Here is a 22311-nt window from a genome sequence, read left to right on the forward strand (position 1 = left end):
TATCACAACGGAGGTAAGAACATGAATTTTACTGGCTTTACTGAAAAAGATTTCGAGGTATTTACGATAGACGGATTAGATCCGCGCATGGAGGCACTAAAATCAACCATTAGACCTAAATTGGAAGCCCTTGGTCATTATTTTGCTCCTACTTTATCATCATTAGTTGGTGATGAAATATATTATCATGTTGCAAAGCATGCAAGACGAACAATTAATCCGCCAAAGGATACATGGGTGGCTTTTGCAAATAGTAAAAGGGGATATAAGCAATTACCGCACTTTCAGATAGGACTATGGGGCTCTCATGTATTTATATGGTTTGCAATGATTTATGAAGCACCTAACAAAAAAGGATTTGCCGAAAAACTTAAACAAGAATTAGACAAGGTATATGATACAGTTCCAACTCATTTTGTTTGGTCTGATGACCATATGAAACCAGAGTCGAAAGAGTTAGACAAAGAAGGCCTGGATTCTCTCTTTGATCGTGTAATTAATGTTAAAAAAGCTGAAGTACTTTGTGGACTTAACATTCCTAAGCATGAGGCAATTCAAATGGGAGAAAAGGAATGGATTGATTTAATCGATGATACTTTTAAAAAATTGATACCATTATACCAGTTAGCCCAAAATAGTTAATAAAAAAATTAGGACAGGTAAAATGTCCTAATTTTTCTTTATCCTTTTATTTTCAAGGACGACGTCTCTTTAGCCTTTTTTAATAGGAAATAAGTCGAATAACCACTTGCCTCCTCAAATTCTCCACAAAGCTTTTTTTCTTCTGATTTAGATGGAACGATTTCTTTGAAACGCTTATATGCCGCAATAAGAATCTCTCTTTCAACCCCTTTTTCATAGGCTTGCTCAACACATTGAAAAAAACGAATCACATCAACTGTCTCTGTTGTATCCCAGCTGAAATCAATTGGATATTGATAATTCAATTAAATCACCTCAATTTTTTTTACTGATTTATTTTAGCATCTTTCTAGAAAAAATGTTTATTCAAAGTACTTCTGTGTAAAGTTAATAGAGATATCATTTTTTTCTTTGCAAAACCATTGATAAATGCTATAATTCCTATGTTTTATGTAAAGAAACTTATGTACAAGTCTTTAAATAAAATAATTATTAAATCCAAAGAGGTGTGATTATAAATTGTTGCAATCTGAAACACCATTATTTACTGGATTAGTTGAACATGCTAAAAAAAATCCAGTTCAATTTCATATACCTGGTCATAAAAAAGGATCTGGGATTGACCCAGAATTTAGAGAATTTATAGGCGATAATGCTCTATCAATTGATTTAATAAATATTGGCCCCTTAGATGACCTTCATCAGCCAAAAGGCATGATTAAACAAGCACAGGAACTAGCTGCAGAGGCTTTTGGGGCAGATCATACATTTTTCTCAGTCCAAGGGACAAGCGGTGCCATAATGACAATGGTTATGACAGTTTGTGGCCCTGGAGATAAAATTATAGTACCTAGAAATGTACATAAATCAGTCATGTCAGCGATTGTATTTTCAGGTGCTACACCAATTTTTATTCATCCAGACATTGATAATGAGCTTGGTATCTCGCACGGTATTACAACTGAATCTGTCGAAAGAGCACTAGAACAACATCCTGATGCAAAAGGAGTATTAGTCATTAATCCTACCTATTTTGGGATTTCAGCAAATTTAAGAAAGATAGTGGAAATTGCTCACTCGTATGAAGTTCCCGTTTTAGTTGATGAGGCACATGGAGTCCATATTCATTTCCACAAAGATTTACCACTATCTGCCATGCAGGCTGGTGCAGATATGGCAGCAACCAGTGTACATAAATTAGGCGGCTCGATGACACAAAGTTCTATTCTGAATGTCAGAGAAGGTCTTGTCTCTTCACATCGTGTCCAATCGATTTTGAGTATGCTAACTACTACATCAACGTCCTATCTCCTTCTTGCATCATTAGATGTTGCTAGAAGAAGACTCGCAACAGAGGGCTATGAATTGATTGAGAAAACAATTCAGTTAGCCAATTATACTAGAAAACAGATTAATGAAATTGACCGTCTGTACTGTGTTGGAGAAGAAATTCTAGGAACAAAGGCGACATATGACTATGATCCAACAAAATTAATTATTTCAATAAAAGGGTTAGGTTTAACCGGATATGATGTTGAGGGATGGTTACGAGAAAAATACAATATTGAAGTTGAACTATCTGATTTATACAATATCCTATGTATCATTACTCCGGGAGACACACAGGAAGATGTAAACATGCTGATTCAGGCTCTAAAGGAACTGTCAGTTGAAGCAAATGATCATGCAACTGAACGTAATCTGCCAGTGGTATTACTACCAGATATTCCAGTTCTTGCACTTACTCCAAGAGATGCATTTTATTCAGATACAGAAGTTGTTCCATTTGAAGAATCTGTAGGAAGAATCATTGCAGAATTTGTGATGGTATATCCTCCAGGTATTCCTATTTTTATTCCTGGTGAAATTATCACCCAAGAGAATTTAACATATATCCAAAAGAACATCGAAGTAGGTCTCCCTGTCCAAGGTCCTGAGGATTATGAACTTAAATCACTTAGAGTAATTAAAGAGCACCGTGCAATAAAATAATAAAAACAAGCAGATGAGCCTCTCATCTGCTTTAACTGTGAAATGATCTTTTTTATTTTTTTTCTAATTTACTGCACTCACATTTCGTATTCTCCACATAAAGCTTTGTCACTTTTTCATCCTCAAAGTGACCGATTGCGCTATTACATGTTTGACAGACGATTGTTCCCATCTTCAAAACCCCTTCCTTGTTTTTGTTATAAGACATCAACAATGTTCGTTACCTAGACCATAACTTAAAACAATTTGAAAGCGTTTCATTTATCTTAATATTTATAATAGTATAACACTTTTGGTTTGTCAACAATAAAAGTATGACACATTTCGATTTTTTAAGGCTCTTTTGTTTTTTTTTTGCTGCTTCACCGCAGCCTCAGTACAAACTTCAAAAAAAAATGTCTGACAGCCCTAATACAAGGGAGAGTCAGACACTTTTTCATTACTGATTATTCATATTGAGTTTCAAATGGGCTTGTAGGGAGTGCTTCACTAAAAAATTCTGCGAGGTCAGATGCTTCTTCAAGAGTGTCAATGCGGAACACCTTTTGTAGGTAATCAAGATTTTCAATGTCTTTTGGATCTAGTAATGTTGAACGTCCAGTCTGCATACATACAACTAGAGGTTTTCCAAAAAACATATTTGTATATACAATACCAAAATCATACCTTACATTCTTTGTTGTAAAACCAACAAAACGAACACCTGCTTTTTCCTGCTCATCATATAATTTCTCAAATAATTCCACTTTTTCACCTCCCAACAGAAACAATTCAGAATTTTATTATAACTCAAACATCTTCTTAACTCAAGCCAAACTTGTATTAACACTTTTGTTGGCACTTACATCAACAAATGCTAGAATAAAGAAGGTACAGACTTTTATGAAAAATAAGGAGTGTTTCAGGTTTGATAAATGCATATATAAAACTAGTAGACGGTTCTGTAACACATGAGATCACGCTTGATGAAGTTAAAAAATTATTAGATTATTATAAAGAGATTACAAGCAAAACAGGCTCACAATTAGACTGGGATTATTCAGAACATGCATTTCCTTATACCATTAGTAAAGAAGAAGAAAACTACTTTGTATTAGAATCAAAAGATTCCAGATATCGTACAATTATTATTGGTGTCGGCAAAGAAGCTGAATCCGAGAATAGTCCTTCAACATCCTACATACAAGTTTCCTTACCACAACAATCTACCCATGGAGATAAAGGGAAGGCAAATGAGTTCTGTAAATTTCTAGGAAAGAAACTTGAAGGTGAACTCCATCTTTTTAACGGAAGAATTATGTATTATTATAAGCGCAAATAATAAATATATCGATAAAAGCACGTGAATATTCACAAAAATGTAGAATAAAAAATAAAGCTCTCCTTTTGCACCTCATGCAATTAGAGAGCTTTTTCCAATTTTGAAGTTAAAATAGAATTTGCCAAAACAATCTTTGACAAATAAAAAAGACAGACAAAGTCGTGAGTGTTGTAACTATAGCGCGTCCTCTTGATAACCCAATCTTATTTGCCGCTAAAAAGGCAAAATATCCAAAAATACATAATAAAATCAGTTTAGATTTAAACCCATCTGATTTTGATACCCATACAACAAATGAATATAAACTCCAAATTAAAAATTGAATAATGGCAACTTGGTATATTCTCATATTTAAATAGCTCCTTATAAAAGAACTGTTTCTATTAATATGTATGCAATAAAAAGATGGACTATTTTTCATTTATGTAACAATTGGTTAACATTGGCTTGTTTCTTCTCGATACATGGTAAAATAATCGGTATAAATTGTCGATTATACTCTATTTGAAAGAAGTGAACATATTTCATGAAGATGTTTTCAATGTTCATCCTCTCTATTGCATTTCTAACCTCTTGTCAGCATGATTCACGGGAGTCTGATATTTTTAATTATGATGCAGAAGATTACATATTGTTTATTTCTGATGAAGAGAACTTAGATAAAGAAGGAAATTACTACGATGCTTTACTCGAATTAAAGAAGATTTATCCTAGTGATTTGTTAGAGCTTAAAGTAGTATCAATAAAAGAATTCGAGAATGATTCTAGCTTAAATATTAGCACATTCCCTACCCTATTGGTGATAAAAAACAAAACTGTCATAAAACAAATTAACGGTGATCCTGAAACAGATGAGATTATCATTTCAATTGAAAATGCATTAAAAAAATAAAGGCCTTTCCTCAGGATATATATCTCCTAAAGAAAGCCTTTATTTTTATTTATTTTATAAAATATGGATTGGGCTACCAATTGCTACTTCAGCAGCTTCCATTGTAATTTCACCTAATGTTGGATGTGCGTGAATTGTCATTGCTAAATCTTCAGCAGTCATTCCCGCTTCAATCGCTAAACCTAACTCTGCAATCATGTCAGAAGCACTCGGTCCAGCAATTTGAGCTCCAATCACAAGTCCATCCTCTTTACGAGTGACAAGTTTCAAGAAACCTTCAGCATTGTCTAAAGCTAATGCACGACCATTTGCAGCAAATGGGAATTTAGATCCAACTACTTCAATTCCTTCTTCTTTTGCTTGTTTTTCAGTATAACCAACAGAAGCAAGCTCAGGATCAGAGAATACAACAGCTGGAATTCCAAGATAATCAATTTGAGCATTATGACCAGCAATTACTTCTGCAGCAATTTTCCCTTCATATGAAGCTTTATGCGCTAATTGTGGTCCAGCAACAATATCACCAATCGCAAAGATATTAGGGATATTTGTACGGCACTGTGTATCAATATTGATGATTCCACGATCAGTCATGTCAACACCAACTTGCTCAAGGCCCATTTCGTCTGTATTCGGACGACGACCTACAGTTACAAGCACATAATCTGCTTCAACCGTTTTTTCTTCTCCTTTTGATTCATACGTAACTACTACACCATTATCGTTTTCAACTACACCTTTTGCAAGGGCATTTGTAACGATTTCAGCACCTTTTTTCTTCAAGTTACGAGCTACAAGGGATGACATTTGCTTTTCGAATGCACCAGCAAATAGTTCATCGCTTCCTTCAAGAATTGTAACTTCAGTTCCAAAGTTAGCATAAGCCGTACCAAGCTCAACTCCAATAACTCCTCCACCAATGACCACTAGCTTCTTAGGAATTTCAGGTAAGTTTAAAGCACCTGTTGAGTTGATAACACGATTTGAATACTTAAAAGTAGGAAGCTCAATTGGACGAGATCCAGTTGCGATAATCGCATTTTTAAAAGTATATGTTTGGGCTGAGTTTTCATCCATAACACGAATTGTGTTAGCATCAACGAAATAGCCTTCTCCACGAACGATTTCAACTTTATTGCCTTTTAATAAGCCTTCAACACCAGAAGTCAGCTTATTAACAACGCTAGCTTTCCAATTTTGAACCTTAGAAAAATCAACAGTCACGTTTTCCGCAGTGATCCCCATTGTCTCAGAATGCAAGGCAGTTTCATAACGGTGTCCTGCAGCGATTAACGCTTTAGAAGGGATACATCCAACATTAAGACATACTCCACCAAGATTTGATTTTTCAACAATTGTTACTTTTTGTCCTAGTTGCGCAGCACGAATTGCTGCTACATAACCACCAGGACCTGCCCCAAGGACAAGAGTATCTGTTTCGATAGGAAAATCTCCTACTACCATTTGTTACGCCTCCATTATTAATAATTGTGGATCATTTAATAAACGCTTAATATGATTTAATGCGTTTTGAGCTGTTGCACCATCAATCATACGGTGGTCAAAGCTTAGTGAGATAGCAAGAACTGGTGCTACAACAATTTCACCATTTTTCACAACTGGCTTTTCAGCAATACGACCGATACCAAGAATTGCTACTTCTGGGTGATTAATAACTGGAGTAAACCATTGTCCACCTGCAGAACCAATGTTTGAAATTGTGCATGAAGCACCTTTCATTTCAGCAGGAGCTAGTTTTCCATCACGTGCTTTTACAGCTAATTCATTAATTTCATTTGAAATTGAGAAGATAGATTTACGGTCTGCATCTTTAACAACTGGTACAAGGAGACCTTTTTCAGTATCTGCTGCAATACCAATATTGTAATAATGCTTATGAACAATCTCATCAGTTGCATCATCAAGTGAAGTATTTAACGCTGGGAATTCTCTTAAAGCAGATGTTAATGCTTTAACTACATATGGTAAATATGTTAGCTTGATTCCTTTGCTTGCTGCTACTTCCTTGAACTTCTTACGGTTTGCTACAAGCTCAGTTACATCTACCTCATCCATTAATGTAACGTGAGGAGCAGTGTGCTTAGAGTTAACCATTGCTTTTGCAATTGCTTTACGAATTCCAGACATTTTCTCACGAGTTTCTGGATATTCACCAGCAGGAATTGGTTGTTTAGCAGGTGCTGCAGCCTTTTCTTCTTTCGCTGCTGCTGGTGCAGGTGCTGCTGTTTCTGTAGGTGCAGGTGCTGCGCCACCAGTTAAGAATGCATCGATGTCTTCTTTTGATACACGGCCGTTTTTACCACTACCAGATACAAGGCGGATTTCAACACCTTTTTCACGAGCATATTTACGAACTGAAGGCATTGCAATCACACGCTTAGATTGGTCAACCTCTGTAGCTGAAGATGCAGTTTGAGCAACTGGTTCCTCTTCTTTAACTGCTTCTTTTTCAGGCTTTGCGTCATCATCATGACCTTTGAACACTAGATCTTCATAACCAGGTGCATCAAAAGTGATTAATGTGTCTCCAACGATTGCAACTGTACCTTCTTCTACAAGAACGTCAATTACTTTCCCTTTAACTGGAGATGGGATTTCAACTACAGCTTTATCATTTTGTACTTCACAAAGTACATCATCTTCATTTACTTCGTCACCCGGTTTTACGAACCACTTGACAATTTCACCTTCGTGGATACCTTCACCGATATCAGGCAATTTAAATTCAAATGCCACGGTATTCGCCTCCTAAATTTGTTGGAATATGATTTTTTGTCTTATCAAAGGTAACTCTCAGGGAGTAGCCAACACTATCATTTGAGAAGTTACCTTTTTTTATGTTAATTAGAATTCCAATACTTTCTTTGCAGTTTCAATAACATCTTTGTAGTTTGGTAACCAAACTGATTCAGCAGCAGTAAATGCAAATACTGTATCAGGAGCAGCTACACGTAATACTGGAGCTTCAAGGCTAAGAATTGCACGGTCGTTGATTTCAGCAACAACATTTGCACCAATTCCAGCTTGCTTTTGAGCTTCTTGTACAACAATTGCTCTACCAGTTTTTTCAACTGAAGCAATAATTGTTGGGATATCTAACGGGCTGATTGTACGTAAGTCAATGACCTCAGCAGAAACCCCTTCTTTTTCTAATTCATCTGCAGCTTTAAGACATTCATGTACCATTGCACCGTATGTAACCATAGTAATGTCGGTACCTTCACGCTTAACATCTGCTTTACCAATCTCAATTGTATATTCCTCTTCAGGAACCTCTTGACGGAATGAACGGTATAGCTTCATATGCTCAAGGAATACAACTGGATCATTATCACGAATGGCAGAAATTAATAATCCTTTTGCATCATAAGGAGTTGATGGAATAATTACTTTTAGACCTGGCTGTTGAGCAACAAGACCTTCTAAGCTATCAGCATGTAGCTCAGGAGTATGAACCCCACCACCAAATGGTGAACGGATTGTTACAGGTGAATTATAACGCCCACCTGAACGATAACGCATACGAGCCATTTGCCCACTTACTGCATCCATAACTTCATATACAAATCCGAAGAATTGAATTTCCATAACAGGACGGAAGCCTTGTAAACCAAGACCAATCGCTAGACCACCAATACCAGATTCAGCTAAAGGTGTATCAAATACACGCTCTTCACCAAATTCTGCTTGTAGTCCTTCTGTCGCACGGAACACACCACCATTAAGACCAACGTCTTCTCCAAAAACTAAGACATTCTCGTCTTTTTTCATTTCAGTGCGTAACGCATCAGTGATTGCTTGAATCATTGTCATTTGCGCCATGGCTTACTTCGACTCCTTCTCTTTGTAGATTTCATACTGTTCTTGTAGGTTATATGGTAATTCTTCATACATAATAGACATTAAATCAGTAACTTTTTGCTTAGCAGTTTCATCTGCTTTTTTAATAGCTACTTTGATTTCTTCTTTAGCTTCTTCGATTACTTTGTTTTCTTCTTCCTCATTCCATAATCCCTTAGCTTCAAGGAATTTACGGAATCTAACTAGAGGATCCTTCTTTTCCCATTCACTGTCTAAATCAGAAGAACGGTAACGAGTTGGGTCATCCCCTGCCATAGTGTGAGGACCATAACGGTATGTTAATGTTTCAATTAAGCTTGGTCCCTCGCCGTTAATTGCACGCTCACGAGCATCACGAACTGCTGCATATACAGCTAATGGGTCCATTCCATCTACCTGAATACCAGGGATACCTGCTGCTGCTGCCTTTTGAGCAATTGTTGTAGCAGCTGATTGCTTTTCAACTGGTGTAGAAATTGCAAAACGGTTGTTTTGAACAACGAAGATAGCTGGTGCTTTGTAAGCTCCTGCAAAGTTAATACCTTCATAGAAGTCACCCTGTGATGCACCACCATCACCTGTATAAGTAATAGCAACTGATTTTGCTCCACGCTTCTTCATTCCTAGAGCAACCCCAGCACATTGGATATATTGAGCACCAATGATGATTTGAGGTGAGATTACGTTAACACCTTCTGGCATTTTGTTTCCAAGGAAATGTCCACGAGAGAATAAGAATGCTTGATATAATGGTAAGCCATGCCACACGATTTGTGGAACATCACGATAACCAGGTAAAATAAAGTCTTCTTTTTCTAATGCGAATTGTGAAGCAAGTTGAGATGCTTCTTGACCAGCCGTTGGTGCGTAGAAACCTAAGCGACCTTGACGGTTTAAAGAGATAGAACGTTGATCAAGAATTCGAGTGAATACCATTCTTCTCATTAATTCTTTTAATTGGTCATCACTTAAATCTGGGAAAGCTGCCTCATTCACTACGACTCCCTCTTCATTAAGGATTTGTAATGTTGGATATTGATTAGCAACGTTTTTAAGCTGCTTTTGGCTATCAAATAAAACGTTTTTTGTTTTAGCCATTCTAATGTCACCTCTTCCTTTCTATTAGGCGTTTCTTTAACCTTGAAAATATCATTAAACATCAGCATTAGGTTACCCAAAATTATCATTTAAAAGACATTTTTCGACTGTCTTATCTAAAAACAAGTAATAATTATATGTACGGAAAATGTCATTTTAAACAACTGTATTAATAATATTATTAAATGAATTAATACACCAAATATTACTTTCTAAGTTTACAACAAGATATTTTGTTGCGTCAATCTCTTTGCTTAATGATTTTTTATAAGTTTTTTCTTCAGTTGATTTTTTCTTATTGAATTTAGATTTCTCAATACTGTATTAACACAATAACTTAACCTGTATTATAATAGGTTTTACTTTACACCACCCAAACATTTCCTTTTCTGCAAAAACGACAAAAAAAGCGAACATACTTTGTATGCTCACTTTTTCATCTTTATTATTCATTTGCTCCTTCATAAACAACTTCAAGACCTGCATTTTTATAAAAAGTAATTTTTGCCTGATTATAATTTTCTGTATACTCATTAAATTGCTCATTTGCAGCGATTACTTTATCATAACTTTCATTAATCTTATCAATCTGCCCTTGAAGAACTTCTATATCTAAGCCTTCGTCTTGGAATAATTCATATAATTCTTTGTCTAAATTGATAGCATCGTTGTAACTTGAGTACAGCTCATCATAGGATGAATAACGATTATTCATTAAATCAACCAAATTCAAAGCTTCCTGTTTAAGTTCTTCATTCTCAAGCTTTTCAATGTTTACCATGACAGTTTCAAATTTCGCTTTGGATTCTTGAATGCTTTCGAATTCACTATTAATCCGCTCTTTTCTCTCATCAACTACTGATAGAGCTTCGTTCGATAATTCAACGATTTGATCGAAATCCTTCATACTTAACGAAATAATCTCATCGTATAAGTCTTTTTCCTTCTGTTCAAGTTCTACTAACGGATTTTGCTGTTCTTTAAATGTATCTTCTAGCTTAACAACATCTTCAAGTACATTATAAATTTCTTCCTCCGCAGTCGGTCCTTTGTTGCAGCCAACTATTGTAATGAAAAACAAACCTAATAATGTCAGCTTTATCATCATATGTTTTTTCACTTCGTTCTGCCCCCTAACCTATATACATTATAATACTATAAGTTGTTTAACCCTTTTTAACAAGCTTATTAAATTCAGAAATATCCATTTTCATTTTATATCATTATTCTTATTATTATGTGCTTGTCCCTTTAATAGAACGCATATGATTAAAATTTACTAGGAAATGCAATATTTTATTTTATTTTTTTTAGCCTTATGACTATAATCAAACTAGTCATAGCGATTTTCATAAGGAGTGAGAGATATGATTACAATGGATGATATCGTAAGAGAAGGCCACCCAACTCTTAGAAAAGTAGCTGAAACCGTTGAGGTACCTACGAATGAAGATATAAGAATCCTTAAAGAAATGTTAGAGTTTGTAAAAAATAGTCAAGACCCCGAATTAGCTGAAAAATATAGTCTACGCCCTGGAATCGGACTTGCTGCTCCTCAGATAAATATTCCAAAACGAATGATTGCCATTCACCTGATGGACCAGAATGATAAATTATATAGCTATGCACTCTTCAATCCGAGGATCATTAGCCATTCAGTTGAAAGAAGTTATTTAACTCACGGTGAAGGGTGCTTATCTGTTGATCGAGAAGTAAAAGGGATTGTTCCTCGTTATGCAAGAGTAAAAGTAAAAGGCATGACAGTAGATGGAGAAGAAATTACGATTAAATTAAAAGGATTACCGGCAATCGTATTTCAACACGAAATTGACCACTTAAATGGAATCATGTTCTATGATCATATTGATAAAAGTGATCCATTCCGTATTCCAGACAACTCTATCCCTGTTGAAATCTAAACCAAAGAAGACAAATGTTGCTTAACCACCCAGCAAACATTTGTCTTTTTTATTGAACTGCTTTCTCAAAATTGGTTGTTTTAATTAGGCTGTTTTCGTATAGATTGTTGCTTTTAATACCCGCAGCCTGAATACACTCCGCGTCCTGTGGGGTGACCGGTGAGCCTCCTCGTCGCTAGCGCTCCTGCTCACGTCTCACTTTGCTCACGTATCCCACGGGAGTCTTGAGTGTATTCAGGCTGCTAGAAATCTCATTCTCAATTATTCATCTCAAAACAACAAACTTTGAGAAAACAGCCTTTAATTACAATCAACTTAATCTAACTTAATTAGTATAAATTGTGCTTATTTTTCCAATTTTACCCACGTTAACCTTTTAATAAATATCATATACTATAAGTGGGATAAAACTCTTCTTACAATATATAAATTCAATCGTACAAGTTGTCAGAAAACATTTAACCTTAATGAGACCGTTTTAAATTCTAAAAAAAAGGAGAAGATGGTATCATGCTTAAGAAGCTTAGAAAAAAATTATTAAAACAATGGTCTGACTTATTAAAGAAAAAAACAATCGCTTAAATGATCGATTTACTTCATTTCTTTTATAGTAACTTCTGGGCCCTTCAATTCAGAAGGGCCTAATTATTTATATCTTTTTATAGATGAATTTTCAGGGAACAAAAGAGTTTTTAAGTAAATAATAGAAAAAACATGAAAAACTTCCTTTTTTTTTATATAATAGAAAAAGTGAATCTAACATTCGGAAATTAAGGAGAGATTTGGCAAATGATTTTTAAAGTATATTTTCAGGAACAAGCAAACGAGGTACCTGTTAGAGAAAAAACAAAAACGATTTACGTTGAAGCAGGTTCTGAGAAGGATGTTCGTATTAAATTAAAAGATCGCACTATAAATATTGAATATATTCAGGCAGTAGAAAATGCACATCTAGAGTATGAACAACTAAATGAAGATTTTAAAGTATTGGAGATATGATAAAGTATGAAATTTGTTAAAAATGACCAAACTGCAGTATTTGCCCTAGGGGGATTAGGTGAAATCGGAAAAAATACCTACGGCGTACAATTTCAAGATGAAATCATCTTGATTGATGCTGGAATTAAGTTTCCCGAGGACGAATTGCTAGGAATTGATTACGTCATTCCAGATTATAGCTACCTATCTAAGAACGTTGATAAAATTAAAGGTTTATTTATCACTCATGGTCATGAGGACCACATTGGTGGGATTCCTTACCTTTTGAAAGAGATCAATATTCCAATTTATGCAGGTAAGCTAGCATTAGCATTAATAAGAAATAAATTAGAAGAGCACGGATTACTTAGACAAACAAAGCTAATTGAAGTAAACGAAGAAGATATAATCAAATTCCGGAAAACTTCGGTTAGTTTTTATAGAACAACTCATAGTATTCCTGAGGCATTTGGGATTGTAGTCAAAACACCTCCTGGCCAAGTTGTACATACTGGTGATTTTAAATTTGATTTCACACCAGTTGGAGAGCCTGCAAACTTAACTAAGATGGCTGAAATAGGAAAAGATGGAGTTCTTTGCTTACTATCTGATAGTACAAATGCAGAAAATCCAGAATTCACGATGTCTGAGCGTCGTGTTGGTGAGAGTATAAATGATATTTTCCGAAAAAAGGACGGACGTTTGATCTTCGCTACTTTCGCTTCAAACATACATCGTCTACAGCAAGTGGTTGAAGCTGCTGTACAAAACGGAAGAAAAGTCGCTGTATTTGGTAGAAGTATGGAAGCAGCAATTGACATTGGATTAGATCTTGGATACATTAAAGCACCAAAGGAAACATTTATTGAAGCATCACAAATAAATCGCTTACCAGCTAATCGTGTAACGATTCTTTGTACTGGAAGCCAAGGTGAGCCTATGGCAGCCTTATCAAGAATTGCCGGTGGGACTCATCGTCAAATTCAAATTATCCCTGGAGATACGGTAGTATTCTCTTCATCACCTATTCCAGGAAATACTATAAGCGTGAGCCGTACGATCAATATGCTCTATCGTGCAGGTGCAGAAGTGATTCATGGTCCATTATTTGATATCCATACTTCAGGTCATGGTGGACAAGAAGAACAAAAGTTAATGTTACGCTTAATGAAGCCGAAGTATTTCATGCCTATTCATGGTGAATATCGTATGCAGAAAATGCACATGAAGCTTGCCACTGATTGTGGAGTGCCTGAAGAAAATTGCTTTATCATGGATAACGGAGACGTATTAGCTTTAAGTGAAAATGAAGCATCTGTTTCAGGAAAAATCCCTTCAGGAAATGTTTATATTGATGGAAGTGGTATTGGAGATATCGGAAATATTGTTCTTAGAGATCGTAGAATCTTATCAGAAGAAGGACTTGTTATTGTTGTAGTTAGCATTAACATGAAGGATTTCAAAATCGCTGCTGGTCCAGACTTGATTTCTCGTGGATTCGTCTACATGCGTGAATCAGGTGATTTGATTAACGATGCACAAAGCTTAATTTCGAAACACTTAAACAAGGTAATGGAACGCCGTACAACTCAATGGTCTGAAATTAAAAATGAGATCACTGATACATTGGCACCATTCCTATATGAGAAAACAAAACGTCGTCCAATGATTTTACCAATAATCATGGAAGTATAAATAAAAAAAGTGGACAACCTCTTTGAAGGTCGTCCACTTTTTTTGACTATTCTCCTACTAAATTCTTTTCAAATCGGTTAATATCTGTATCTGCTCCAATGACGATTAGTATATCCCCTTGTTGGATTAATTCTGTTGCTTGAGGTGATACAATAATATTCTTCCCTCTTTTAATTGCGACAATATTAATACCATATTTAGCACGGATGTCTAAATCAATCAACGTTTTCCCATCCATTCTTTTACTAGCTACTAATTCTACAATGCTATGCTCATCAGACAGCTCTAAATAATCCAGTACATTATTTGAAATGATATTATGTGCAATTCTTCTCCCCATGTCACGTTCAGGATGTACAATTTGATCTGCACCTATTTTGCTTAATACTTTTTCATGGTAGTCATTCTGAGCTTTGACTGTAATATGTTTAACTCCTAATTCCTTCAGAATCAATGTAGTAAGAATACTAGCTTGGATATTGTCACCAATTGCTACAATCACATGATCGAAATTTCTTATGCCAAGGCTTTTCAAAACAGATTCATCAGTCGAATCTCCAACAACTGCATGAGAAGCAATCGCTGAATAACCGTTTACCTTTTCTTCATCCATATCCATAGCCATTACTTCCATGCCCTCTTCACTTAGAGCTTTACAAATACTACCGCCAAAACGACCAAGTCCAATGACTGCGAATTCTTTTTTCACAAGAAGTCCCCCATTAATTACACCTTTATTGTAGTAAATCTAACCTTATATTATTCTATCATATCAAAAATGAAGCAATTTATAAAAGAAATTTCAATGAAAAGAAAAAGGAAAAGGTTTCCCTCTTCCTTTCTTCTCTTTATCCAACTTCTAACATCTTAAATTGTGCTTTAACAAGCTGATAATATTCACCTTGTAATTTCATCAATTGATCATGTGAGCCTTGCTCTAGAATCTCGCCATGATCTAATACGAATATATTATCTGCTTCCCTAATAGTTGAAAGTCTATGTGCAATAATAATGGCCGTACGATTCTTAAGTAATTTTCTTAGCGCACTCTGAATATTCATTTCTGTCTCAGTATCAATACTTGCCGTTGCTTCATCCAAGATTAAGATTTTTGGATCTGCTAAGAGTGCTCTTGCAAATGATAATAATTGACGCTCTCCCACAGATAAGATATTCCCTCGCTCTTCAACCTCAGTATAATATCCGTTCGGGAGCTTTTCAATGAAGCTATTTGCTCCAACAGCTTTTGCTGCTTCAATTACTTCCTGATCTGTGGCATCAGGGCGTCCAAATCGAATATTTTCAATAATGGTACCTGAGAATATAAATGTATCTTGTAGAACAACACTGATTTGAGAACGGACACTGTCAAGCTTCGCATCTTTCACATCAATCCCATCAATTTTGACAGAACCACTTGTCGCATCATAGAAACGACTGATCAAATTGGCAATGGTTGTTTTCCCAGAACCTGTATGGCCCACTAATGCAACAGTTTGCCCAGCTTCCATCGTAAGTGAAATACTTTTTAATGCCTTACGCTTGTCGTCATATGAAAACTCAACATGTTCAAATTCAATTTTCCCTTTAATATCAGTTAATTTCTTCGCATTCTCTTTTTCTGAGACGATTGGTTGTTCATCTAAATACTCGAAAATACGCTCTGACGAAGCCATCCCCATTAATAATTGGTTGTAAACCTGACCTAGTCTTGAAATAGGCTCCCAGAACATCCCTAAGTACACTGCAAACGATACAAACGCACCGATACTTAAATGACCAGGTCCTGTAATTAAATAAGCTCCATACCATAAGAGTATTGCCGTACCGACTGCATTCGTCATTTCAACAAACGGTCTGAACATCGCATTCTTTTTTGTCGCATCTCTCCAGCTTTCATACGTTTCCGTATTAACACCGTCGAAGAATTCCATGTTTTCTTTTTCCTGAGTAAATGATTGAGTGACTCGAATTCCTTGAATGCTTTCATTCAAGTGAGAATTTAATTTCGCTTGTTTCATACGTACCATCTGCCAAGAACGACGAATTTTCTTTCTTAGACTTGTAGAGATAAAGAACATAATTGGTAGAATTACCATGATTGCTAGAGTTAACTCCGGACTCAAAGCAAACAAAATCACGAAAACTCCTAATAATAACAGAAAGTCCATGAACAGATTAATGACTCCATTCGTAAATAATTCCTGTAACGAATTGATGTCATTCATAATCCGTACAAGGATCGATCCCGCTGAACGTTGATCAAAGAAACGATGGGATAAATGTTGTACGTGGGTAAATAAATGCTTTCTTATATCAAAAATAACATTCTGACCTAACTGATTCATCCATCTTATTCGAAATACATTGGCCACATAAGAAATGGCATAGAGCACCGCAATGATAACGACTAGTTTAACTAATAAATTCGTATCCTTATTAGCGATTGCATGGTCTAAAGTATAAACCCCTATTAAGATAGGGACAATTAAGCGAATGGCAGTTGTAATGATAACCGCTAGAAAAGCTAACGGCAATAAAGTTTTTGAATAAGGCTTCATATAACTAAATAAGCGAAACATTTGCTTCCAGTTAAATGGCTTATCTATTACTTGATCTGTTGAGTAATGAAAACGGTTATTCACATTATTCTTACGTTCTATTTTTTCACTCATCTATGTTCACCTACCTCATCCTGTTTGTGATTGCAGAACTGCTTTTTGATCCTTATATTGAATGTCATAAATTCGACGGTAAGCTCCATTTAGCTCAACAAGCTCTTCATGCTTTCCACGTTCAACAATTGCTCCTTCATCTAACACGAGTATTTCATCTGCATGTTTTAATGAAGAGATACGGTGAGCAATGATGATCGTCGTACGCCCCTTCATAACTTCTTTTAAATCTCTTTGAATATTAAACTCTGTTTCCATATCAACAGCACTTGTTGCATCATCTAGGATTAAGATACTTGGGTCGATGCAGATTGCTCTTGCAATCGCAATACGCTGCTTCTGTCCGCCTGAGAGCCCCATACCACGTTCACCAAGTAATGTGTCATACCCATTTGGTAACTCCATAATGAAATCATGTGCCTGAGCTCGCTTAGCTGCATCAATAATTTGCTCCATTGTTGCATCAGGTCGACCATAGGCTATATTGGCTTTTATTGTCGATGAGAAGAGAAAAGATTCTTGAAGAACGAATCCAATATTTCTTCGAATTGAATTCAATGAGTATTCTTTTACATCTCGACCATCAATAAGTACCTGACCTTTGATTGGCTCATAGAATCTAGTAATTAATTGAGTAATACTTGTTTTCCCCGAACCTGTTGAACCAATAAGTCCAATCACTTTCCCTGGCTCAGCCTTAAATGAAATTGAAGATAGTGCAGCTGCATCATCCTCTGTATACTTTAAAGTAACATCGTTAAATTCGATATAGCCCTCAAGTCGTTCTTTCGCAATCGATTGGTTCTTCTCTAGAATTTCTTCATCTGCTTCAAGAATTTCAAGCAAGCGTTCACCTGAAGCCTTTGATTGAGAAAATTGGTTAATGATAAACCCAAGGTTCATAATCGGTCCCATGATGTACCAAACTAAACTAAAGAATGCCACCAAAGCACCATGAGAAAGATCACCAGCAATCACCAGATAACCCCCATAAGATAACAACGCAACAACGCTTACATTTCCGATGAACTCCATTAGTGGAAAGTACTTTGCCCAAATTTCAGCTGTATAAAGGTGATTCCCCTTATAGTCAGTGTTTGAATTGTTAAATTTATTGATTTGGAACGATTCTCTTGATAATGATTTAACAGTATTTATTCCACTAATATTCTCTTGAACATTTGTGTTCAATCGTCCAAATGATTTTCGAATTCCACGGAATGCAGGATGGACCTTCTTATCAAACTTATATACTACTATTGCAAGAAAAGGTAAAGCTGCAATCGTAACAAATGTAAGTGATACTGAGTAAGAAAACATGACAACCAAACTCGTACCTACTAATAGGACAAACCTTAGTAATTCAGCAAAACCAAATGATAGAAAGAATCGGAATCCTTCTACATCAGCTGTTAGCCTCGACATTAAATCCCCTGTCTTCGCATTATCATAATAACGAAACGGCAAGTATTGAAGCTTCTTATATAAAGCATTTCGAAGTCCATATACCGATTTAATCCCAAACATATCCCCCAGATATTGTTGAAAATATGTAGTAATCCCCTTCACTACCATAATTCCAATAAACCCTAAGGCTACATATGGTACATACTCGTATTTTCCATCTAATACCACTTCATCGATTGTAAACTGTAAGACAATTGGGTACACAACTGTAATAACAGTTACAAACAATAGAAAGAACATTGACCATATAAATAAAGCTTTATTTGGCCAATAAAATTGTTTTAATTTCTTAAACGTATCCATTTTAAGCCTCCCCTTATTGATGTATAAATTAAAGTAAAATTCCAACACGTAACTATTAATATATCGACTTTCGAAATAAATTTCCAGTGAATTTTTCGAATTACTCGAATTTTTACAATGAATACGTGTTTTATCCTATAAATCACTCCCCATCCATTACAAGGTTGTATCACTTGAAATCGAATTTCACTGTGATACAATTTTCAATATATTTCATTTGAAGGCTGAGTAGAATAACTGCCCCTGCAAATATTGAAAGGATGAGTGAAAGGATGACTGAATATTTAAATCCTGCCAATTATAACTGGCAAGCTATATTAGGAGGAGCTGGGATAATTATTCTTAAATTAATTGGAATTATTATTGCTTTTCTGATCGTCAAGAGTATAGGAAACCGTATTATAAGAAATTCATTTAAAAAAATCACTGAAAGAGAAAACATCTCGATGGGACGGGCAAGAACACTTGAAAGCTTAAGCTTAAATGTCTTTTCATACATCCTTATCTTCATCTTTATCGTTATGGTGTTTGGCATATTTGATTATGATGCTACTGCATTATTAGCAAGTGCCGGTGTAATTGGTCTAGCCATCGGATTTGGAGCACAAGGTCTAGTTAGTGATGTTGTCACTGGTTTCTTTCTTCTTCTTGAGAAACAGATAGACGTAGATGATTATGTTACGACCGCTGGATTTTCTGGAATTGTTGAATCTGTTGGCCTAAGAACGACACAGATTCGGGACTTTGATGGAACTCTTCATTTTGTTCCTAACCGTCAAATTTCAAGTCTTAGCAATCATTCTCGTGGTAATATGAGGGCGCTTGTTGATATTGGTATCTCGTATAACGATAACATCGATCAGGCGATTCAAGTACTTCAAGAAACTTGTGACCGTATTGCTTCAGAAGATGAAACAATTAAAGAAGGACCAAATGTGATTGGTGTCCAATCATTAGGCTCCTCTGATATCGTTATTCGTATAATTGCTAAAACTGAAAATATGGGGCAATGGGCTGTCGAAAGAAAACTTAGACAAGCACTTAAAGAGTCGTTAGATTCAAATGGAATTGAGATTCCATTTCCACATCAAGTCTATATCGAAAAAAAATCTGAATAGCGTCTAAACAAAAAGACTGTCTCATAAAGTACTAGAAATGACTAAAGATCATTTTCTAGTACTTTTTTTGACAGCCTTACAAAAAGGTAAGTATATCCTGCTAATTATTGGCCAATTCTACTATCAATTTGCTGACATATTTCTTCAGCAGTTAAGCCGTTTGCTTCAATGACAGGTCCTTTAGTTACTGTATCTGCCATCCCCATAACATTTGAATCCAATCCTGTGATTACACAGCAGTCACAATCCTTCGCATCATTCTCTTGGCGCAATTGCACAATTTCATGACCTCGCTCTGCGAGTGCCTGCTGCACATCTGTTAATGAATCTTCCACACCGATTTTCGCCATTTATATCCACCTCCTATTATGTATTGTGTCAATAATAGACAATGTTATTCTTTACACAATACAGGAGAAAGATTACAAAAAAATTAATTTCCTTTATATTGAAGATACTCAGTTATTACTTGTATACCGACTGCAATTGCATCTTCATTAGGAGTTAACTTTGAATGGTGTAGCCCAAATTCTGACTCAACGCCTAACCAGAACATAAACCCTGGGATATCTTTGATCATATAACCAAAATCTTCACCAGTCATTGCTTCACGACACTCTATCAAATTGACCTCTGGACGTTCATCAATGAAATTCATAAATTCACGAGTTAATTCTTCATGGTTATACACCTGGTGATACATGGCACCATAATCAATACTCGTCTTACACTGATAACCTACTTCAATCCCTTTTACAAGAGACTCAATCCGTTCTTTTACTTTAACCATTGATTCCACTGAAAGGGTACGAATGGTACCTTCGAGTCTTGCTCTTTCAGCAATAATGTTTTGCACCGTTCCTCCAGTTATTTTCCCAATCGTGATAACAGCACTATCTAACGGATCAACATTTCTAGATATAATTGATTGAAGCTGTGAGACTAAAGAACATGCCGCAACAATCATATCGTTTGTCTGATGAGGGTAAGCAGCATGTCCACCTTTTCCGGTAAAATCAATAAATAATTCTGATGTATTCGCAAACAGGAGCCCTTCCTTTGTTGCAATTGTTCCTACTGGATGCTCTGGGGCAACATGTAGTCCAATAATCAAATCCGGCTGCCATTCTTGCATAGTTTCACTCTGAAGCATCGGTAGCGCTCCACCAGGACCCTCTTCTGCCGGTTGGAAAATAAAGAGAACGTTATCCTTAATTGGAGTGTTCACCATATTTGTTAGAACTCCTAATGCGATACTCATATGTAAATCATGTCCACAGGCATGCATTGTATCAGGATGTAAGGATTTAAAATCATACTCTGTCTCTTCAACAATTGGCAGACCATCAATATCTGCCCTATAGCCAATTGTTTTGTTAGGATTTGTTCCTTTAACCATAACAAATATTCCAGTTTTCCATGTCTTAACTTCTAATCGTTCCCCAGGTAACGTTTGAATATAGTTCAGTAAATAGGCTTGAGTTTTAAATTCCCGATATCCTAATTCAGGAATTTGATGAAGATCACGTCTAATTTTCACAAATGGATTTAAAGTAGTCACCTTTTTTCTCACACCCTTCTAGATATAATACAAGCGTGGATGATTTATCCACGCTTACTTTTTTTATTCTTCATTTAATTGACGTAGCTCTTGTTTAATCTCTGTTTTAGATTTTGTTTTCTCGTCAATTTCTTTAATAACTCGTGCTGGAGTTCCTGCTACAACAGTGTTTGCTGGAACATCCTCAATAACGATAGCTCCTGCAGCAACAACTGCACCCTTACCTACTCGTACACCTTCTAAAACAACTGCGTTCGCACCAATTAGGACATCGTCTTCTAAAATAACAGGCTGTGCTGAAGGTGGTTCAATAACTCCAGCTAATACTGCTCCTGCTCCAACATGACAGTTCTTTCCAACAGTTGCTCTTCCACCTAATACTGCATTCATATCAATCATCGTACCTTCACCGATAACTGCACCAATATTAATAGAAGCTCCCATCATTATAACTGCATTATCACCAATTGTTACTTGATCACGGATAATTGCTCCTGGCTCAATTCGAGCTTTAATTCCTTTTAAGTCTAATAAAGGAATCGCTGAATTTCTACGATCATTCTCTACTACGTAATCTTCAATCTTAGAAGCATTTGTTTCTAATGTTGCTTCGATGTCCTTCCATTCACCAAAAACAATCCCAGTATTACCTGTAATGAAGGTTTTTGAATTTGCCCCGAAGTCTAATCCTGCTAAATCACCCTTAACATATACTTTTACAGGTGTTGATTTAACACTATTTTGAATAAATGAAATAATTTCATTTGCATCCATCATGTTCATATGTAT

Annotated in this window: 23 protein-coding genes; 8 read left to right on the top strand and 15 right to left on the bottom strand. The window is 35.8% G+C overall.

All coding sequences use genetic code 11. From position 1 onward, the window contains the following. Positions 1-21 precede the first annotated feature (21 nt). Entirely contained in the window at positions 22-642 is a 621-nt protein-coding gene (locus F7888_RS05575) for a YktB family protein (RefSeq protein WP_191778033.1), read from the top strand. 38 nt (positions 643-680) lie between these two features. On the opposite strand, the gene F7888_RS05580 is transcribed toward F7888_RS05575, so the two are convergent. Then, entirely contained in the window at positions 681-947 is a 267-nt protein-coding gene (locus F7888_RS05580; protein ID WP_191778035.1) for a UPF0223 family protein, read from the bottom strand. A gap of 214 nt (positions 948-1161) precedes the next feature. Between F7888_RS05580 and F7888_RS05585 the strand changes: the two genes are divergently transcribed. Continuing rightward, positions 1162-2634 (top strand): aminotransferase class I/II-fold pyridoxal phosphate-dependent enzyme, encoded by a 1473-nt coding sequence (locus F7888_RS05585; protein WP_191778037.1) that lies wholly within the window; start codon positions 1162-1164, stop codon positions 2632-2634. A gap of 52 nt (positions 2635-2686) precedes the next feature. On the opposite strand, the gene F7888_RS05590 is transcribed toward F7888_RS05585, so the two are convergent. Both F7888_RS05590 and F7888_RS05595 read right to left on the bottom strand, forming a co-directional pair. Further along, positions 2687-2806, bottom strand: a complete 120-nt coding sequence (locus tag F7888_RS05590) for a GapA-binding peptide SR1P (RefSeq protein WP_191778039.1) — start codon at positions 2804-2806, stop codon at positions 2687-2689. Positions 2807-3080: 274 nt separating this feature from the next. Next, positions 3081-3380: a DUF3055 domain-containing protein gene (locus F7888_RS05595; protein ID WP_191778041.1), complete on the bottom strand. Its 300-nt coding sequence runs from the start codon at positions 3378-3380 to the stop codon at positions 3081-3083. A 161-nt stretch (positions 3381-3541) separates the two neighbouring features. Here F7888_RS05595 and F7888_RS05600 point away from each other — a divergent pair, with 161 nt between their 5' ends. Continuing rightward, entirely contained in the window at positions 3542-3955 is a 414-nt protein-coding gene (locus F7888_RS05600; protein WP_191778043.1) for a DUF1885 family protein, read from the top strand. A gap of 106 nt (positions 3956-4061) precedes the next feature. On the opposite strand, the gene F7888_RS05605 is transcribed toward F7888_RS05600, so the two are convergent. Continuing rightward, positions 4062-4304 carry a hypothetical protein gene (locus F7888_RS05605; protein WP_191778045.1) on the bottom strand — a complete coding sequence of 81 codons (243 nt, stop codon included), beginning with the start codon at positions 4302-4304 and terminating at the stop codon, positions 4062-4064. A gap of 177 nt (positions 4305-4481) precedes the next feature. Here F7888_RS05605 and F7888_RS05610 point away from each other — a divergent pair, with 177 nt between their 5' ends. After that, positions 4482-4847 (top strand): hypothetical protein, encoded by a 366-nt coding sequence (locus tag F7888_RS05610; RefSeq protein ID WP_191778047.1) that lies wholly within the window; start codon positions 4482-4484, stop codon positions 4845-4847. 54 nt (positions 4848-4901) lie between these two features. Here the strand turns inward: F7888_RS05610 and lpdA are convergent, their stop codons facing one another. The 5 genes from lpdA to F7888_RS05635 all read right to left on the bottom strand — a co-directional run bounded on the left by lpdA (position 4902) and on the right by F7888_RS05635 (position 10926). Next, positions 4902-6311, bottom strand: coding sequence for a dihydrolipoyl dehydrogenase (lpdA, locus tag F7888_RS05615; RefSeq protein ID WP_191778049.1), 1410 nt, complete (start codon positions 6309-6311; stop codon positions 4902-4904). A 3-nt stretch (positions 6312-6314) separates the two neighbouring features. Then, entirely contained in the window at positions 6315-7604 is a 1290-nt protein-coding gene (locus F7888_RS05620; RefSeq protein ID WP_191778050.1) for a dihydrolipoamide acetyltransferase family protein, read from the bottom strand. Between the two features lie 108 nt (positions 7605-7712). Beyond that, the gene (locus F7888_RS05625; RefSeq protein WP_191778052.1) at positions 7713-8690 is read right to left on the bottom strand and encodes an alpha-ketoacid dehydrogenase subunit beta; all 978 of its coding nucleotides are present in this window, start codon (positions 8688-8690) and stop codon (positions 7713-7715) included. A gap of 3 nt (positions 8691-8693) precedes the next feature. Beyond that, complete coding sequence (gene pdhA, locus F7888_RS05630) at positions 8694-9806, bottom strand: pyruvate dehydrogenase (acetyl-transferring) E1 component subunit alpha (RefSeq protein WP_191778054.1); 1113 nt, start codon at positions 9804-9806, stop codon at positions 8694-8696. A 445-nt stretch (positions 9807-10251) separates the two neighbouring features. Next, on the bottom strand, positions 10252-10926 hold the full coding sequence (locus F7888_RS05635) for a YkyA family protein (RefSeq protein ID WP_318246229.1): 675 nt from the start codon (positions 10924-10926) through the stop codon (positions 10252-10254). A gap of 247 nt (positions 10927-11173) precedes the next feature. On the opposite strand from F7888_RS05635, the gene def reads away from it, so the two are divergent. From def to rnjA, 3 genes are all read left to right on the top strand, one after another. After that, positions 11174-11725: a peptide deformylase gene (gene def, locus F7888_RS05640; protein ID WP_191778056.1), complete on the top strand. Its 552-nt coding sequence runs from the start codon at positions 11174-11176 to the stop codon at positions 11723-11725. Between the two features lie 789 nt (positions 11726-12514). After that, positions 12515-12724, top strand: a complete 210-nt coding sequence (locus tag F7888_RS05645; RefSeq protein ID WP_191778058.1) for a DNA-dependent RNA polymerase subunit epsilon — start codon at positions 12515-12517, stop codon at positions 12722-12724. Between the two features lie 6 nt (positions 12725-12730). Next, positions 12731-14398 (top strand): ribonuclease J1, encoded by a 1668-nt coding sequence (gene rnjA, locus F7888_RS05650; protein ID WP_191778060.1) that lies wholly within the window; start codon positions 12731-12733, stop codon positions 14396-14398. Between the two features lie 46 nt (positions 14399-14444). Here the strand turns inward: rnjA and F7888_RS05655 are convergent, their stop codons facing one another. The 3 genes from F7888_RS05655 to F7888_RS05665 all read right to left on the bottom strand — a co-directional run bounded on the left by F7888_RS05655 (position 14445) and on the right by F7888_RS05665 (position 18843). Continuing rightward, positions 14445-15107, bottom strand: coding sequence for a potassium channel family protein (locus F7888_RS05655; RefSeq protein WP_191778062.1), 663 nt, complete (start codon positions 15105-15107; stop codon positions 14445-14447). Positions 15108-15246: 139 nt separating this feature from the next. Then, positions 15247-17073: an ABC transporter ATP-binding protein gene (locus F7888_RS05660; protein ID WP_191778064.1), complete on the bottom strand. Its 1827-nt coding sequence runs from the start codon at positions 17071-17073 to the stop codon at positions 15247-15249. Positions 17074-17088: 15 nt separating this feature from the next. Continuing rightward, positions 17089-18843 (bottom strand): ABC transporter ATP-binding protein, encoded by a 1755-nt coding sequence (locus F7888_RS05665; protein ID WP_191778067.1) that lies wholly within the window; start codon positions 18841-18843, stop codon positions 17089-17091. Positions 18844-19115: 272 nt separating this feature from the next. On the opposite strand from F7888_RS05665, the gene F7888_RS05670 reads away from it, so the two are divergent. After that, positions 19116-19961, top strand: a complete 846-nt coding sequence (locus F7888_RS05670; protein ID WP_191778069.1) for a mechanosensitive ion channel family protein — start codon at positions 19116-19118, stop codon at positions 19959-19961. Positions 19962-20065: 104 nt separating this feature from the next. Here F7888_RS05670 and F7888_RS05675 read toward each other — a convergent pair whose 3' ends face one another. The 3 genes from F7888_RS05675 to dapD all read right to left on the bottom strand — a co-directional run bounded on the left by F7888_RS05675 (position 20066) and on the right by dapD (position 22305). After that, positions 20066-20311 (bottom strand): YkuS family protein, encoded by a 246-nt coding sequence (locus F7888_RS05675; RefSeq protein ID WP_191778071.1) that lies wholly within the window; start codon positions 20309-20311, stop codon positions 20066-20068. 83 nt (positions 20312-20394) lie between these two features. After that, the gene (locus tag F7888_RS05680) at positions 20395-21522 is read right to left on the bottom strand and encodes an N-acetyldiaminopimelate deacetylase (protein WP_191778072.1); all 1128 of its coding nucleotides are present in this window, start codon (positions 21520-21522) and stop codon (positions 20395-20397) included. 63 nt (positions 21523-21585) lie between these two features. Next, positions 21586-22305: a 2,3,4,5-tetrahydropyridine-2,6-dicarboxylate N-acetyltransferase gene (gene dapD / locus F7888_RS05685; RefSeq protein ID WP_191778074.1), complete on the bottom strand. Its 720-nt coding sequence runs from the start codon at positions 22303-22305 to the stop codon at positions 21586-21588. Between the last annotated feature and the right edge of the window lie 6 nt (positions 22306-22311).

This window comes from Litchfieldia stipae (assembly GCF_014837155.1).
Lineage (GTDB): Bacteria > Bacillota > Bacilli > Bacillales > Bacillaceae_L > Litchfieldia.